The following is a 16,849-nucleotide window of genomic DNA, read 5'->3' on the forward strand; positions in this document are numbered from 1 at the left end:
GGTGTTCAGGCGGAAGCGGATCAAGCAGCGTTGGCCGCCTTTGGCCGGTGGAAATTTCGGCCAGCACTGCGAGCAGGCAAGCGGGTCAGTGTGGAGATCCTGGTGGGAATCCCTGCCACCGGGTCGGGCACGGAGGGACCACGCACCACCCGGACGGAAGCAAACCCTAAAGACCAGAGACGTAAGTTTCCCCAGCGATAGGAATTTCTTCTCTGCCCGCTTTAGAGAGATTCGGCCCATCGGGGTTGATCTGGATTACCCGTGCTAGAAGGGCACTAAGCTCCTCAATGGGATGAGGACTGCAAAGCAGTATCCATAGGGGACGCGCGTCTCTGTCTCGACGGAGACTTTCCACTTCTTGCGCCGTTTTGCACGAAGGCGCAAGGTTTGGTATCGAATGCAGTCCCAGATTCCAAATTGAAGTTCGAGGCAGCCTGTGACCCTCGCCTCGGGTGACGACGTGGAATTGAGAAAGCTTACTCGCTACCGGCTGGGCGTTCCGGCATTTTTTTCGTGGCTCGACCAACGAGGACTCTCGCAGCAAGGGGAAGGTACTACTCGTGATATCAGCGCCGGAGGGGTGTTTCTTTTTGCAAATACACTCCCACCAGTCGGGTCAGCCATTCGATTTGAGATTTCCCTTCCCCCGCTCCCCGGAGCAGTGCGGAGTTTGCGGATAGAAGCAGAAGGCCGAGTGCTGCGCATAGAACCGGCCGCTGGAGGCAAGGGCCGGAGTGGCTTCGCCGCTGTCAGTGAAGGGTTTGTTCTGGAAGAGGTAAAAGTGGATAGCGAGACAGAATCGCGGTTCTGACGGGGAAGACCGAGACAGTGAAGTCAACGGAGCAGAAAAGATGAATCCCGAAAGAATTCACGTCTGGCTCTGCAGTCCGGATGCGGCTTTCGCGCAGGTCATCGTCCGCGACCTGGGACCAGATTATGAGGTGCGGCAAAGCGAGGGATTCAACCTCGGCAATATGCGGGAACAAGAGGCGTGGTGGGACGTCGTCCTTTTGGACCTACGAGCAGCCAGGGATGAGGCGGGTTGGGACAATGGGATTCGCATCATGGACGAAATAAACCGGGTGGAGCTCCCTCCTCCCGTCATCGTGATGTTAGGCGAGGATGACCAGGCGCTCACCCGCAAGGTGATAGAGTCTGGCGCGTATGACACTCTGAGCAGTCTCTTGGACCTGGTGGAACTTCGCCTGATCATCCGGCGCGGTTATAAATTCCGCCGAGCGGAGAAAGAGCTGCGCCGTTTGCACTCTCAGGAGCAACTCGCCGGGAAGTTATATGAACTGTTGGGGTGCTCCGAATCTATGCAACAGGTGTTTACCTTGGCGCGCAAGATTGCACCGTGTGATGTGAGCGTGCTCATCACCGGCGAGACCGGGACGGGCAAGGAGTTGCTGGCGCGCGCTATCCATCGCTTGAGCTCGCGAGCAGCGGGGCCCTTTATCGCCTTTTCCTGTTCCAATCTGCCGGAGACGCTGGTGGAAGACGAGCTCTTCGGTCATGAAAGGGGTGCTTTTACGGGCGCCCTTGTGATGCGTCGCGGACGCTTCGAAGTGGCTGACCAGGGGACCTTGTTTCTTGACGAGGTGGGCGACTTGGCGCTGGGGCTGCAGGCCAAGCTTTTGCGAGTACTGCAGGAGCGTTCTTTCGAGCGCCTGGGCAGCAACTCGTCTGTAACAGTCAATATCCGTCTCGTCTGTGCAACGCATCAGAACCTAGCCAAAATGGTGGAGGAGGGAAAATTCCGCGAGGACCTCTACTACCGTTTGAACGTCGTGCAGCTTCACCTGCCTCCGCTGCGCGAGCGCCGGGAGGAAATCCCGTTCTTGGCCCATCATTTCCTGGAGCGATTTGCACAACAGTTTGGCAAGAAAACCAAGCGCTTCTCGCGTCTCGCCTTGCACGCCTGGGAGGAATACGACTGGCCGGGCAACGTGCGCGAGCTGGAAAACGTGGTGCAACGCGCCGTGGTGATGGCTGATGGATCGACGATCGAGATCTGGCACCTGCCTCTGGGGCTGCGCAACGGCTTCGAGCCACTTCGCCCGGTGCACTCGTACGAAGAGGAGGTGCGTGATTTCAAGCGGCGTCTCATTGTGCGCACCTTGCAAGAGTGCGGCTGGCGCAAAGCGGCAGCGGCCCGGACGTTGGGGGTCGCGCGGGGTTACTTGCACCGACTGATCAACCAATTGCAGATTCATCCGAGAGAGGCAGATGGCGCTACTCCCCTACTCGAGGAGCCCCCATCCTACACCCGGGTGATGTAAGCGCAGCAACGATTGATTCGGACATGATCAGTGGCCCTCAGGTCGCAACTGCTCACTCTGAGAGTTCTTGCAGAACACCTTTCTTGCAGGAGGTTTGCCTCCCCTTCCTACTGGAGGCGCAGAACGCTGACGGCGGTTTGGGCCATCGGGCCGGCCTCCGAAGCAGCGTCGAGCCGACCTGCTGGGCACTCTTAGCGCTGGCAAGTTTGTCGAATTCGGGCAAGTTGAGCAAATCAGCTCGGAGTGCAGGCGGTTGGCTACTTCAGGTGCAACTGCAAGACGGATCTTGGCCGTCGTCTCAAGGTCAGCAAGAGGGGAGTTGGGTCACGGCCCTAGCATGTTTAGGATTGCATACAAACGGCGTGGCACCGCAGGCAGTGGCGCGGGGAGTAGCGTGGCTCTGCAATACTTGGCCCGGAGAAGGGGGCCTTTGGTGGCGCTTCCGGCATTGGTTTCTTAGGAAATCAGTCGCGGTCACCCAGAACTATTCCTTTCGAGGTTGGAGTTGGACTCCGGGCACGTGTAGCTGGGTTGAGCCCACCAGTTATGCGCTGATTCTGCTCCGAAATCTTCCTGGAGAGCTACATCCTCGGCGCGCGACACTCCGCCAGCGACTCGGCGAAGCAATGCTGTACGACAGGATGTGTCCCACGGGAGGATGGAATTGTGGCAACCCACTCGTCTATGGAGTCGCGGGAGAACCCCAGGTGGGCCCGACCGTATGGGCACTGCTGGCGCTCCAAGATTACCGTGACCGCCTCGCCAATCAAAAAAGCCTGGAGTGGTTGGAACAAGCGTACGAAGGCCTTCAGGGACCGGGTTCAGTCACGCTGGCGCACCTATGCCTGGAGACTTATGGACGGCCCACCCCGCCGCTGGAACCAGCCCTACAGAGATTCTATGCGGCGAACCAGTTCTTCCACAGCGTCCCGGTGATGGCTTGGGCAGTCGCCGCGCTCAGCCCAACACGTCAGTGGCTACGGCCTGCCCGGCAGGGAGCGGCTGAGTGATGAGCGCGTCAGCCAGCTCGCTTATCCCCTCTTTTGCACGTACGCCGTCACGGGTGGCCATCCGACGCGCTGCAAGCTACCAAGCCGACTTGTCTGCGCTTCTGTTCGAAACCATGCGTGAATTCGACCTCCCTGTGCGGGGAAAGACGGTCCTGCTGAAGCCGAACTTTGTGGGGTTGGATCCCCGGGGCGTGATGAACACGCATCCCGCCGTGGTTGGAGCGGCCCGGGAAAGCTTTCTACGCCTCGGGGCGAGAAGTGTGATCGTGGCTGACGGGCCCGCACTGGAACGGGACACAGAAGCGATTGTGGAGTCGATGCGATTGCGCGACTACATTGGGTCGCTGCCCCCGACATTCATCGATTTGAACGTGGATGACGTCCACCGGGTTCCTTTGAGGACTCGCGCCTCAGCGCTCAAGGAGCTTTACCTTCCTGGGGCGGTCCTGCAAGCGGATTTTGTCGTCTCCATGCCCAAACTAAAGACGCATCACTGGGCTGGCGTCACCCTGTCGTTAAAAAACATGTTTGGGATTGTCCCAGGAAGTTGCTACGGATGGCCGAAAAACATACTTCATTGGGCTGGCATTCCCCAAGCGCTGTTGGACCTCAACAGCACAGTGCGGCCGGACTTTGCCATTGTGGATGGGATCGTCGGAATGGAGGGAAACGGGCCCATTCAAGGAACACCGAAGAGCTGCGGACTTTTGGTGGTGGGAGATGACCCGGTGGCGGTGGATAGTACCTGTGCGCGGATTATGGACTTGCTCCCAGAACGGATTGACTACCTGGCAAGGGCTGCCTTCCTTCTGGGGCATCTGAAAGAAGAACGGATCCACCAGCTCGGCGAAAGCATCGCCAGTGTGCGAACCCCGTTTGAGATACTCGACTCCTTTCGTCGCTTGCGAAGTGGCGGCAATGGTCGGTAGTGGAACGGCGCGTGCTATGCATGGGACGAGGAAAGGGAGGAAGGGGCAATGTGTCCGCAATTGAGGACGCGTCGGTATGTCGTGCGTCACCTCTGGCGGACAAGGGTGTGGGAAGAAGGGGGTGCTCAGCTCGTCGAGGCTGCCCTGGTTATTTCCCTTTTGTTGATGCTGCTGATCGGAATGGTGTGGATGGGGCGAGCCTACAACGTACATGAAACCATAACCCGCGCCGCACGGGAAGGGGCCCGCTTTGCGGTTGCTCCAAGTTGCGCCACTTGCGGTAACGCCTATCCCACTGACGCCGAAGTGCAAAACGTGGTGAATGCAGCCCTGGCGGCCTCTTCCCTGGATCCAGCGGTGGTTTCTGGCTTTTCCATCACCCGAGGCGTGATCCTTAACCCGGCAAGCGCACTTACAGAAACGGGTGTGGTGGTCAGGTTGAACTATCCTTTCCAATTTGTCGTTCCCTTTACTTCCATTCACTTCACCACGGTTTCGCTATCGGCCCACGTGCAGATGCGGGAGGAATGAGGAATGAGGGATAAGGTGCGGGCGCCGGGAAACTCCATTCGTGGGATGCTTGGCAGGGTCGCCCGGCCAGCGTGGCTCGATTCTTTGGGGACAGGCGAGGCGGCACAACTCGTTGAATTCGCCTTGATGCTGCCTCTCCTGGTGGTGTTGGCAGTGGGACTCGCCGATTTTGGCGCTGCTTTCGTCGTGCGCGACAAGCTTGCCAACGCGGCTCGGGACGGCGCGCGGATCGCCGTGAGCCAAAGTACAGCCGACCTCACCCAACCCAACCCGCTCACGGTACAGGCGGTGCGCGACGCGGTGGTGAATTACCTGAACAACGCCGGGATCCAGGCGACGCTCAGCGGCACAAGTCCGTGCGCGACGGGCGCATTTTCCTGGACCTATTGCTTAACCAACGGCGGCCAGATCAGGATTGAGCGCCAATTCCTGGTGAATGTGGGTGGCACCCTGGTTTTGTCCAGTCGCGTGACCGTCTCCTATCCCTATAGCTGGACCTTCGCCCAAGTGATTAGGCTCCTCGTGCCTTCCAGCAGTTACCCGAGTTCGTTCATGATTTCGACCGAATCAGTGATGAGGAACTAGGATTTGATTGAGTGGGGGTGACCATGACTTGGAAACATTCACGCGGAGTGCTTCACAACCGGCAGCGTGGCATAAGCTTATTCACGGTGGCGGCGTGGCTGGTGGTTTTGTTTGGTATGGCGGCGCTGGCGATTGATTTGGCGGCGCTTTACGTGGCCCGCAATGAGGCCCAACGGGCTGCTGATGCGGGCGCACTTGCCGGCGCCAGGTCGTTCGTCCAGTCGGGCTTTCTTTCGGGCTCAGTTCCACAGTCCACTGCTCAAAGCCTGGCTACAAACCAAGCTATTGCCATCGGAGGCCAGAATCTTGTGGGCGGGCTGCCTGCTTCGATCGCGCCCGGCGACGTGACCTTCGATTTCTCCCGGCCGACAAACCCACTGATAACCGTGGCGGTGCAGCGGACCCAGGCTACGGGCAATCCCATGCCCACGTTTTTCGGAAAGGCATTGGGAATCGGCAATGCGGATGTTTCGGCCACTGCCACGGCGGAGGCTTACACTCCCTCGGGCGGCAACATGCCCATCGGGACGGGCTGCATTAAACCCTGGATTCTGCCCAATTGTGACCCGAACCACACGGTGCCTGAAAACCCGAATTGTCCCGGGAATGCATACTTCGTTGATCCGACAACGGGCGCGGTTGCTAATCCGGGTGGCGTCGCGAGCGGCGGCGTGATCGGCGAGCAGCTCCTGCTCAAGCCAGGCCTCCCGGGCGAAGCTCCAGCTCCCAGCCAGTTTTATCCTATCCAGATTCCTCCCGGCGACGAACCGGCTATTTGCCCTCCTTGCGCGCAGGTCACCGGTTCGTCCGGACCCGGCGCTGCTCTCTATGAACGGAACATATCCTGCTGCAACACCAATCAGCTCTACTGTGGCCAACAGCTCACTCTCGACAGGCAGACCGGGAACATGGTTGGCCCAACAGCGCAGGGCGTTCAGTGTTTGATTCACCAGCAAAGCTCAAACTGCGCTGGGGCCGCGAGCGGTTGCGGGCAGGACTATCTGCAGAACACTTCCACGTATCCCCTCCCGATCGTTGGTGGAAGCAACAACCCCAATCCCGCCCTCCAGGGTCAGTTGCTTAGCTCGAGCGATTCGATTGTGACAACCCCGCTCTATGACGGGACCAACTTGTGTCCCGGTGGAGCTTCGACTTGCGGCATGGCCACAATCGTTGGGTTTCTCCAGGTTTTTGTGGAGAAAGTCGGACCGCCCCAGGCGACCGTGACCGGTTACGTCATGAACATCGCCGGCTGTGGCGCCGGCGGCAGTGGTGGCGGGTCGGGAGGAGGGGGCGGTGGAGGATCGGGGGGCGGCGGCTCAGGAACTGGGAACAGCGGCACAATAACCGGCTCCGGTGGATCGCCGTTTCCGGTGCGATTGGTGCGCCCCACGCCGTAGATCATGACTACTCTACGTGCCATCGTTGCTTCCAACCCAACGCCGGGCTGGGCCATGGAGTTTATTCTGCGCAAGGCTTTTTCTTTTCCCATATTCCTCGGCGCGCTGCTGGTGGCCGGTGTATTTGCCTGCGCCCGTTTGCTCCCGCCGGATCCAGACACGTGGTGGCACATCGCGGTGGGCGAGCAGATTCTGAGACAGGGCACGTGGCCAACGAAGGATGTGTACTCTTTTACGGTTTTTGGCAATGCTTGGATGGCGTACGAATGGCTGGGCGAAGTGGTCATGGCGCTTGCCGCGCGCCTCGGGGGGTTGACGGCGAGGACGGCGCTCTTGATCGGGCTTTCCAGCCTAGTTTTCCTGCTGCTCTACTACTATTCCTACCTGCGAAGCGGAAACGCTAAGGCGGGCTTTGTTGCCTGCGCGATACTGTTGCCGGTGGCGGGATTTTTCTTTACCCTGCGTCCACAGTTGATCGGCTACATTTTTCTCCTGATCACGCTGATCTGCCTGGAGCGTTTCCGCCAGGGTCGGCAGAAGTCCTTGTGGATGCTTCCGATAGTGTTCCTCATCTGGGTGAACACGCATGGTTCGTTTGCCTTCGGGCTCTTCGCGCTCGGCCTCTATGGGGTGAGCGGGCTCGTGAGTTTCCACTGGGGCGGGTTGGTAGCGGAGCTCTGGACGGTCAAGCAACGTCGCCACTTGGCTGTGACCTTTCTTTTGAGTGTCGTGGCATTGACAGTGACTCCATACGGGCTCCGCCTAGCTGCCTATCCCATGGAGATGGCGCTCTTCCAACCCGTGAACATCGCCAGCATACGGGAGTGGCAGCCGCTGAGTCCCGACCTGTTGATGGGCAAACTCTTCGTAGGTCTGCTGCTGCTCTTCTTTCTGGCCCACGTGCTCTTCCGCCCCAATTACCGCCTCGAAGAAATCGTGCTGCTGCTGTTTGCTGTCTTCTCTGCTTCCGTGCACCGTCGGTTTTTTCTTTTGCTGATCTTCCTCCTCGCACCGGTCGTGGCCACGCTGCTGGCCCGCTGGCTGCCCCCTTACCAGCCGACGAAGGACCATCCCTTGTTGAACGCCATTCTGATGCTGCTGGTTGCAGCGGGTTTGGTGGCATTCTTTCCTTCCCAGCGGGCCTTGGAAAGTGTGGTCGCGCAGAATTATCCCCAAAAAGCCGTGGGATACCTCCGTCAACACCCGGTCGGTGGGCCGATGTTGAACGAATACGGCTGGGGCGGCTATCTGATTTGGTCCCTGAGCCCCAATCACAGGGTTTTCATCGATGGTCGCGCGGACATCTACGAGTACGGTGGGGTGCTTTCTGACTACATGAGCATCACTCACCTGAAGCCCGACACGTTGCCCCTGTTACGCAAGCACGGTGTGGAGGCTTGCTTAATCCAGAGCGAGGCTCCACTGGGCACCCTCCTGGCGGCCATGCCGGACTGGGAACAGGTGTACAGAGACGAATTGAGCGTCATATATGTGCACAAAAAGAGTCACCCCTCCTCGGTCGGCGACTCAGAGCTGTCTCCCGGGAATCTTGCCCTCGCCACTTTCCGTCCCAAGCGTCTGGCACGAAATGCGACAAACGTCACAAGCCGCCGTCCATAATCGGTAACTCTTCGAGACTATTACCACTCGGCACATTCGCATAGAGCCGTGTAGGCCCTCTGGTTATCGCTTGATCTAAAGAGGGGAAGCCACTGAAGCAAACCCGCCTCTGTTTTGGAACATCGAGTGCTGCGGTGCTCCTTGGTCGAAGGGGCTGAACGACTGTCTCTTCGACTTGGAGGTAAATCCGAATGAAAAAGCTGCTAGCTCGCCTGTGGCGCGAGGAGGAAGGGCAAGACTTAACAGAGTATGCGTTGCTGTTGGTTCTGCTCTCCCTGGCGGCAGTGGTTTTCCTGACGCCTCTCGCGACCGCGATCAACAACGTGTTTTCCAACGCGGCAGCCAACTTGACCACCATCGCTCCCACGTAGGTCGCGTGAAAACACCGCCACTCTTTGGCTGCCGGGGAGCGTGTACCTCCTACGGCAGCCAGAGGGTGACGGACTAGAGAAGGCAGGGGACCATGACGCAAGTGGTGTGGGCGGGAGCGCTGGTAGTTGCCGTGGGGGCTGGCTGGCTGGATTGGAGGTCACGACGGATCCCCAACTGGCTCACCCTTCCGGCTTTTGTATTCGGCGTGGCGGCGAACACGGTGGCCGTGGGGTGGGAGGGGACCAAGTTTGCGCTGGCAGGAGCCGGTGTGGCGCTGGGTTTGTTGTTGCCGCTAGTGGTGCTGAGGGGTCTGGGAGCCGGCGATTGGAAACTTATGGGCGCTTTGGGAGCCTATCTGGGACCGAAACAAATCCTTTTCATCCTTCTAGGAACCATCTTTATTACAGGAATGATGGCCTTGGTGCAGATCACCCGGCAGAAGCGCTGGCGGGTGGCGCTGGGCAATTTGCGGGAGTTAGCTGGCGGGTTCTTCATTTTTGGCCTGCGGCCCCACCCAAGGATCACGCTGGACAATCCCGGATTATTGAGTTTGCCATTTGGCGTAGCGGTGGCGGTAGCGACCATTCTTTGTTATTGGGGGGCTCGCCACTAAGCGGGATTCTGGCAAGGAGGGCACGGCGATGAAGTGGAATCGAATGCTGATCGCGGCGGCAGTGGCGATCGTGGTCGGTTTGGTCGCCAGCAACTTTGTTTACAAGCAAATGAAGCAAGCCACGGTCGTGAAACCGGTAGCGACAAGCAAAGTGGTATTGGCAGCCATGAGACTACCCCTGGGGACACGACTGGAAGCAAAGCACCTCCGTCAGGTTTCCTGGCCGGCCAGTGACCCCATTCCAGGGATGTTCACCCGGATTGAGGATTGTGTGAATCGGGCATTGATTACCTTCGTTGTGGAGAACGAACCCATCTTGGAAGGCAAGCTGGCGCCTGAGAAAGCCGGAGCCGGCCTGCCCGCCACCATCCCTGAAGGGATGCGAGCGCTTTCTGTGGCAGTCAACGAGGTAGTGGGCGTGGCTGGCTTTGTGTTGCCGGGGACGATGGTGGACGTTTTGGTGACAGGGTCGCTGGCAGGGCGCGGGCGCGGTGACAGCAACAGCGTCACCCGCACCATTTTGGAAAACGTGCGGGTCCTGGCAGCAGGCCAGAAGGTAGAACAGGACAAAGAAGGAAAGCCACAGACCGTGCCCGTCATCACGCTGCTGGTGACCCCCGAGGAAGCGAACAAGCTGACGATGGCCAGTACCGAGGGGAAAATCCAGCTTGCCTTGCGCAACACAATCGATATGAAGAGGACCGAACCACCGGCGGTTTTGCGGACGAGCTTGTTCGCAGGCCCGCCGCAGCCGAGACCGAGACGCGTGGATACCCAGCCGCCCCCTGTTGTGTTCGCGGTGGAAGTGATTCGTGGTTCTAAGCGAGAAACCAGCACGTTCTAAATCGGTTCCACAGGCGGATGTGATGGAGAAACAGCGCATGAGAGCCACTCCCAATCGATTCCACATCGCAGGACTACTGGCTTTGCTCTTGCTGTGTGGGGTCACGACGGCAAAGACGCAGCAGGGGCCACCGTCGGAGAGCAGTCCGCCCCGGCTGCGCCAGGAAGGCCAAGCGGCGCCTCCCCAGGAAACCGAGGTGCCCGAACGGTTGCACTTGATGGTGGGCCGGTCGCTGGTGATTACCTCGCCCGCACGACTCAAGCGCGTTTCGGTGGCTGATCCGAATATTGCCGATGCCATCACCGTCAGCCCGAACCAGATTCTCATCAACGGCAAGTCACCAGGCGGCGTGTCTTTGGTGCTTTGGGACGAAAACGACCAAAGCCAGACCTTCGACGTGATGGTGGATATGGACATCTTGGGGCTGAGCCAGAAGATCCGCGAGGTGTTTCCTGAGGAGCCGGTGAAACTGGAGGCATCGAAGGATGTGGTGATGCTGTCGGGACGGATGTCGTCGAAAGACATCGCCGACAAAATCTTGCAAGTGGTCTCGGCCACAACGCCCAAGGTAATCAGCCTGATGGAAGTGCCGGCGCCCCCGCCAGCGGGCGAAGTCGTGCTGGAAGTCAAGTTCGCCGAGGTGAACCGGGCGGCTTTGAGCCAGTTCTCGTTCAACTTTATCAGTCTTCCCGGGCCGACCACCAGGACAGCTGTAACGATTTCTACACAGCAATTTGCCCCGCCCCAACTAGTGGACCGCGGCGACGTGACCAGCATCGGTTTGACCGATCTGCTCAACGTCTTCATATTCCGCCCGGATATCGACCTGGCTGCGACCATTCGGGCACTACAGCAGAAGAATCTTCTGCAAATTCTGGCCGAGCCAAACCTGTTGACTCAGATAGGGAAGGAAGCAAGTTTCCTGGCAGGCGGCGAGTTTCCCTTCCCGGTGGTCCAGGCCGGTCTCACCGGCAATGCCATCACGATACAGTTCAAGGAATTTGGGGTCCGGCTCAACTTTACGCCGACTCTGGCCGAGGACGGGAAGATCCACCTCAAAGTGCGGCCGGAGGTCAGCGCTCTGGACTTTGCTAACGCGCTCAGCATTTCGGGCTTCTTGATACCTGCGTTGTCCACGCGGCGGGTAGAAACGGAGATGGACCTGGGAGATGGGCAAAGTTTTGCGATTGCGGGGTTGGTGGACGATCGGCTCACGCAGATAGTGCAAAAAATCCCGATTCTCGGCGACATCCCCATCCTGGGGCAGCTCTTTCGGAGCCGCTCGCTGAACAAGACCAAGACGGAACTGCTCGTTCTGGTGACGCCACGGATAGTAAAGCCCCTGCCACCTGGCCAGGTGCCGGTCGGACCGCAGTTTCCTAAGCCGTTTCTCCCGCCGGCCATGCCGGAGCAACAGAAGCCGCCTGCCCAGCGGTGAGGATGGAATTCGCGGGGATAACGGTCAAGGCAGGATGATGTAGCCCGAGGGGAGACGAGGAATGTGGTCCGCGGCAGTAGCTAGCGGCGACACAACCTATGCCGAATATTTGCGCGCTTGCCTGCAGCAGACTGGCTTGGTGCACTCCGTGGTGGAATGGAGTGTATCGCATCCAGGCGAGTGGCGCCTTCGCTCCGGAGAATCCGTCCCGGACGTTGTCCTGTTGGGTCTGAAGGGCGACATTGAACCCTACTTCGTCTTCGCGGCACAGCTCCGTAGGATTCGTCCCACCGTACGGATCATCGCTTGTTCCCAGCAACAGCAACCTGACCCGCAGTTGCTTCTGCGAGCTATGCGCAGTGGCGTGCAAGAGTTCCTTCCCCCGCCCGTCAACGCCACAGTGCTCCAAGATGCTTTGACACGCTTCATCCAAGAGGGTGACGCGGCAGGCGCAGGCATGATCGAAAAGCTGATCATCGTGATGGGGTCAAAGGGCGGCGTGGGTACGAGCACCGTGGCCGTCAACCTGGGCGTTCAGCTGGTACGGCTCACCAAAAAGCGGGTGGTCCTTCTCGATTTCGCCCGACCGGTGGGCCATGTCTCTTTGCTGCTGGATCTCCAACCCCGCTTCTCGATCCGGGACGCCATCGGAAACCTGGACCGCCTGGATGGTCACTTCTTCGGCGGCCTCCTCAGCCGTCACAAAACCGGCCTGGAGGTTCTCGCCGGGGCGCTCCATGCGGAGGTGTGGCAGCAGATCCAGGTGCCCGCACTGGTTCGCGTGGTGAACCTGGCCCAGAGTACTTTCGATTTTGTGCTCATGGACTACGGTTCTCATTTCTCCCCGGAGTGGAGTTCCATCTTTCGCTTGGCACGCGTGATTCTCTTGGTGGCGGAAGCGAATGTGCCTGCCCTCTGGACCCTGGAGCGCCACCTCTCTGCCGCCGCTGCTCTCGGGCTCGATGCTGAACGGATTCGCATCGTCATCAATCGCTGGAATCGGCTAGACGAACCAGCGCTGGCGAGCGTCGAAAAAAAACTGAAGCGCCACGTCTTCGCGCGCCTCCCCAACGATTTTCGACAGGTGAGCGAGGCCGTCAGCCTCGGCGTGCCCCTCTCCAAAAATCACAACAATCCGCTCATGGCTGAGTTCTGGCTGTTGGCCGGCAAATTGGCCGGCATTGCCCCCGCCGCACGCGTGAAACAGAGCCCCCTCACCCATCTGCTTACCCTGCGGCTGACGAGGTGACTAATCCGATGCAGACGCCTCTTGCCACGAGATTCGACTTCAATGCGGTGAAGGCCACGATCCACCGCAAGTTGATCCAGAAGCTCCACCTCGATCGACTCACACAGCTCGACCGGGGAGCAGTACAGAGCGAAGTGGCCCAAATCATCGAAAGCCTGGTCGTTGGAGAGTCCACACCAATGACCTTGCAGGAAAGCGAACGCCTTTCACTGGACGTACTGGACGAAGTCTTCGGTCTGGGGCCGTTGGAACCGCTGCTCAAGGACCATACGATCTCCGACATCCTGGTCAACACGCATCAGGACGTCTACATCGAGCGGAAGGGGATGTTGGAGCGTACGGAAGTTCAGTTCCGGGACGACGTGCACTTGATGGCAATCATTGACCGAATCGTTTCGGCCGTGGGTCGCCGGGTGGATGAGTCTTCGCCGATGGTGGACGCACGCTTAGCAGATGGCTCCCGCGTCAACGTGATCATCCCGCCGCTCGCGCTGGATGGTCCCTGTCTCTCCATTCGCCGCTTTGGACGCGAGCCTCTCACGGCTGAGAACTTGGTCTCCAATTGCACCTTGACGCCGCACATGCTGGAACTCCTGCACGGTTGTGTGCGAGCGCGCTTGAACATCTTGGTCTCGGGAGGCACCGGCGCCGGTAAGACGACTCTGCTCAATGTTCTCTCATCCTATATCTCCGATCGCGAAAGGATTATCACCATCGAGGATGCGGCCGAACTGCAACTCCATCAGGCGCATGTGGTGCGCTTGGAGACCCGCCCTCCCAATATCGAGGGGAAAGGTGCTATTCGCCAAAGACAACTGGTCATTAACTGTTTGCGTATGCGTCCCGACCGGATCATCGTCGGCGAGGTGCGTGGTGAAGAAGCCCTCGATATGCTGCAGGCCATGAACACCGGCCACGATGGTTCCTTGACGACTGTTCACGCGAACTCACCTCGGGATGCCCTTAGCCGGCTGGAAACCATGGTGGCGATGGCCAACCTGAATATTCCGGATAGCGCCATTCGCCGCCAGATCGCTTCCGCGATCGATGTGGTGATTCAGGTAAGCCGCCTGAGTGACGGCACGCGCAAGCTAATTACCCTTTCGGAAATCACCGGCATGGAGGGGGAAGTAGTCACCATGCAAGACGTTTTCGTCTTCCAAAAGATGGGCATCGCGGAGAACGGCGAAGTGCTGGGCGAGTTCACTCCGACCGGCATTCGTCCTAAGTTTGCTGAGCGCCTTGTCACTTCGGGAATCCGGCTGCCTATGGAAATGTTTGAGCGTCCGAGCAGGGATTGAGGAGCCAGCAATGGCGTTCTTTTTGGCGAGCCTGACGTTTCTGGTCGTCGTCGTGATGGTGCTTTTCCCCCTGTGGATGGCGGGAAGGGGAGGGCAGCAAGAGATCGTCCGACGCCGGCTGGAGGCCATTGAGAAAGCCCAAAAACGCGGGCAAGCCTCGCTTGAGCTGCAATTGATTCGTGACGAGCTCCTCAGCAGTGTCCAGCCGCTGCATCGCCTGCTGCTGCGCTGGCGTTGGGCCGCGCGGCTCCGCGAGTTCGTGGCTCAGGCGGGAATGAAGATCAAGCCCGGAAAGTTGCTTCTCTTTAGCGGTGTGCTGGCGCTGGGCTCCTACTTGGTCGTCCGAACCATCTTGCACCTGGTGAGCTTGGGCGCCGTGGCAGGCGCGGCGGCAAGCCTGCTCCCGATCGCTTTTGTGGCCTTCAGGCGCTGGCGGCGGCTTCGGGCTTTCGAGAGAAACTTTCCAGAGGCGATTGATTTGCTGGGCCGGGCGGTGCGGGCGGGCCACGCTTTTACCACCGGGCTGGAGATGATCGGCAAGGAGTTGCCGGAACCGGTGGCCGGGGAATTCCGCATTACGTTCGAAGAGCAGAACTTTGGCCTCTCTTTGAAGGACGCCCTATTGAACTTAGCCGAACGCGTGCCCCTCATTGATGTCCGATTCTTTGTAACTGCTCTTCTCATCCAGAAAGAGACCGGAGGCAACTTGGCGGAAATCCTGGACAACCTCTCGCGTGTGATCCGGGAGCGTTTCAAGATTCTCGGCGAAGTGCGGATCCGCACCGCCCAAGGGCGCATGACGGCAGCCATCCTCATCGCTTTGCCTCCTTTGATGATGGGGCTCCTGGGGAGCCTGAATCCAGGCTACATTGGGCTTCTGTTCAACGATCCTTGGGGTCCTTACATGCTGGCGACGGGGGGCGCTTTGCAGGTGATCGGTTCAGCGCTGCTTTGGAAGATTGTTCACATCGAGGTGTGAGGGCCTATAGGAGAAAAGGGCATGATCTGGGTGGCAACGGGCATAACCTTTCTCACCGCGGTCGTCATCGTGGTCGCTTTCGCCTACGCTTTCTCTTCGGGAGTTTGGCCTACTGCCGAGCGCCTTACCCGGCTTTGGCACCCGCCTTCAGTTACGCCGGAGGCCCACTTTCGCGAAAGACAAAAGGAGCGTGTGCAGCGGGTGCTCACGGATGTCGGAAAGCTACTCCCCGCCTCGACCAAACAACTCTCCCGCACCCAGCGCTTGCTGGTTCGGGCCGGTTACCGCAACCCAGAAACCGCCACCGTCATGCGGGGCGTCAAGATTCTTCTGCCATTGGGGCTGCTGGCTCTAGTCTTTTTCACGAAAATCTACAGGCAGAACCTGGCCTTCTTTGCTCTCGCCGGCCTTCTGGGCTTTCTGCTGCCCGAGTTTTGGCTCACTTGGCGCATCCGGCGGCGGCAACACCGTATTCGTCTGGGGTTACCCGATGCTTTGGATCTCCTGGTGGTTTGCGTCGAAGCCGGCCTGGGTCTTGATCAAGCCATTGTGCGTGTCTCTCAGGAGCTGAGGATCACTCATCCCCAGCTAAGCGAGGAGCTCCAATTGGTCAACCTGGAGATGCGCGTGGGGAAGACCCGGATTGACGCCTTGCGTGAATTGGCGGTGCGTACGGGCGTGGAAGATATCAAGGCACTGGTGGCGATGCTGATTCAGACTGACCGCTTCGGGACCAGCGTTGCGCAATCGCTGCGAGTGCACTCCGACAACCTGCGGACCAAGCGTCGCCAGCGCGCTGAGGAGAAGGCGGCCAAAACGCCGGTAAAGATGGTGCCAGTTCTGGTGTTCTTTATCTTTCCCGCCCTGTTTGTGGTGATTTTGGGTCCAGCGGTGATTAGTCTGGCACGTCAGTTGCTGCCAATTCTGAACAAGTGAGAAAAACTCGGGGAATTCGAGTGACGGCGTAATGAAAAGGAGCCGCAGGGCTCAAGGAAGGAGTAAGACAATGGATGGCACGACACTGGTTCGTATCATCGCAGGCGTCTTGGCCGTGGTGATCCTTATGCTCGTCATCTGGCGCCGGCGACGCCACGCTTCTGAGTAGAGGATCCTAAAGATGTCCAGGCGGAAGCTCCCGTTGCCTGAGCGCTGAGGGTAGGTGCATGGCGAACAACGGCAGGCGGGTCTACGTGTACAACAAAACTCGGGAAACGTTTGTGGCTACCGAAGCAGCAGTAGCCAACACCTACTTGAGGCGTCTCGTGGGTTTGCTGGGGAAAACGAAGCGCTGGTTACGTCCGGGTAACGGCTTGTGGATTGTGCCGTCACGCGGCGTGCACACGGTTGGTATGCTCTTCCCCATTGACTTGGTCTTTCTCGACCGGGCCAGGTGCGTGGTTCACATTGAGGAGCACGTGCGCCCGTTCGGCATTTCCAAGGTCTGCCTTAAAGCTGCCAGCGTGCTCGAGCTCCCTCCCCACACCGTCTTTCGCACTGGAACTCGAGTGGGGGATTTGCTCGAAATTGCGCCTTTGCGGTGATCGAGGAGCGATCCTCCGCCAAGGACCGCACACGCTGCTGGCGCTCGGGGAGAAGGGGGTGTTTCTCAACGCGGAGGCTGGCTGGGGTGCAGAGCTTCTCCAATTGGCAAGCACACCTTCGCTTGCCTTTCCAGGATGAAGTGAGCGAGTCTGTC

The 16,849-nt window shown here is 59.1% G+C and carries 16 protein-coding genes; all 16 read left to right on the top strand.

What is annotated here, in order from left to right:
* A partial coding sequence (locus VIH17_03795) for a hypothetical protein (protein ID HEY4682355.1) occupies window positions 1–201 on the top strand: 201 nt, incomplete at its 5' end.
* Window positions 202–851: 650 nt separating this feature from the next.
* Window positions 852–2,282 (top strand): sigma-54 dependent transcriptional regulator, encoded by a 1,431-nt coding sequence (locus VIH17_03800; protein HEY4682356.1) that lies wholly within the window; start codon window positions 852–854, stop codon window positions 2,280–2,282.
* Window positions 2,283–3,381: 1,099 nt separating this feature from the next.
* Complete coding sequence (locus tag VIH17_03805; GenBank protein HEY4682357.1) at window positions 3,382–4,221, top strand: DUF362 domain-containing protein; 840 nt, start codon at window positions 3,382–3,384, stop codon at window positions 4,219–4,221.
* Between the two features lie 48 nt (window positions 4,222–4,269).
* Complete coding sequence (locus tag VIH17_03810) at window positions 4,270–4,752, top strand: TadE/TadG family type IV pilus assembly protein (GenBank protein ID HEY4682358.1); 483 nt, start codon at window positions 4,270–4,272, stop codon at window positions 4,750–4,752.
* A gap of 3 nt (window positions 4,753–4,755) precedes the next feature.
* The gene (locus VIH17_03815) at window positions 4,756–5,337 is read left to right on the top strand and encodes a TadE/TadG family type IV pilus assembly protein (protein HEY4682359.1); all 582 of its coding nucleotides are present in this window, start codon (window positions 4,756–4,758) and stop codon (window positions 5,335–5,337) included.
* A 23-nt stretch (window positions 5,338–5,360) separates the two neighbouring features.
* Window positions 5,361–6,737, top strand: coding sequence for a pilus assembly protein TadG-related protein (locus VIH17_03820; protein ID HEY4682360.1), 1,377 nt, complete (start codon window positions 5,361–5,363; stop codon window positions 6,735–6,737).
* 3 nt (window positions 6,738–6,740) lie between these two features.
* On the top strand, window positions 6,741–8,357 hold the full coding sequence (locus tag VIH17_03825) for a hypothetical protein (GenBank protein ID HEY4682361.1): 1,617 nt from the start codon (window positions 6,741–6,743) through the stop codon (window positions 8,355–8,357).
* 191 nt (window positions 8,358–8,548) lie between these two features.
* On the top strand, window positions 8,549–8,728 hold the full coding sequence (locus VIH17_03830) for a hypothetical protein (protein HEY4682362.1): 180 nt from the start codon (window positions 8,549–8,551) through the stop codon (window positions 8,726–8,728).
* Between the two features lie 92 nt (window positions 8,729–8,820).
* Window positions 8,821–9,342, top strand: coding sequence for an A24 family peptidase (locus VIH17_03835; GenBank protein HEY4682363.1), 522 nt, complete (start codon window positions 8,821–8,823; stop codon window positions 9,340–9,342).
* Between the two features lie 28 nt (window positions 9,343–9,370).
* The gene (gene cpaB / locus VIH17_03840) at window positions 9,371–10,186 is read left to right on the top strand and encodes a Flp pilus assembly protein CpaB (GenBank protein HEY4682364.1); all 816 of its coding nucleotides are present in this window, start codon (window positions 9,371–9,373) and stop codon (window positions 10,184–10,186) included.
* A gap of 37 nt (window positions 10,187–10,223) precedes the next feature.
* Entirely contained in the window at window positions 10,224–11,624 is a 1,401-nt protein-coding gene (locus tag VIH17_03845; protein ID HEY4682365.1) for a type II and III secretion system protein family protein, read from the top strand.
* A 61-nt stretch (window positions 11,625–11,685) separates the two neighbouring features.
* Window positions 11,686–12,873: a hypothetical protein gene (locus tag VIH17_03850; GenBank protein ID HEY4682366.1), complete on the top strand. Its 1,188-nt coding sequence runs from the start codon at window positions 11,686–11,688 to the stop codon at window positions 12,871–12,873.
* A gap of 8 nt (window positions 12,874–12,881) precedes the next feature.
* Window positions 12,882–14,174 (top strand): CpaF family protein, encoded by a 1,293-nt coding sequence (locus VIH17_03855; protein ID HEY4682367.1) that lies wholly within the window; start codon window positions 12,882–12,884, stop codon window positions 14,172–14,174.
* 10 nt (window positions 14,175–14,184) lie between these two features.
* Window positions 14,185–15,153 carry a type II secretion system F family protein gene (locus VIH17_03860; GenBank protein ID HEY4682368.1) on the top strand — a complete coding sequence of 323 codons (969 nt, stop codon included), beginning with the start codon at window positions 14,185–14,187 and terminating at the stop codon, window positions 15,151–15,153.
* Window positions 15,154–15,174: 21 nt separating this feature from the next.
* Window positions 15,175–16,089: a type II secretion system F family protein gene (locus tag VIH17_03865; protein HEY4682369.1), complete on the top strand. Its 915-nt coding sequence runs from the start codon at window positions 15,175–15,177 to the stop codon at window positions 16,087–16,089.
* Between the two features lie 227 nt (window positions 16,090–16,316).
* Entirely contained in the window at window positions 16,317–16,694 is a 378-nt protein-coding gene (locus VIH17_03870) for a DUF192 domain-containing protein (GenBank protein HEY4682370.1), read from the top strand.
* Window positions 16,695–16,849: the final 155 nt, after the last annotated feature.

The sequence above is a fragment of the Candidatus Acidiferrales bacterium genome, from assembly GCA_036514995.1.
In the GTDB taxonomy this organism is placed as follows: domain Bacteria; phylum Acidobacteriota; class Terriglobia; order Acidiferrales; family DATBWB01; genus DATBWB01.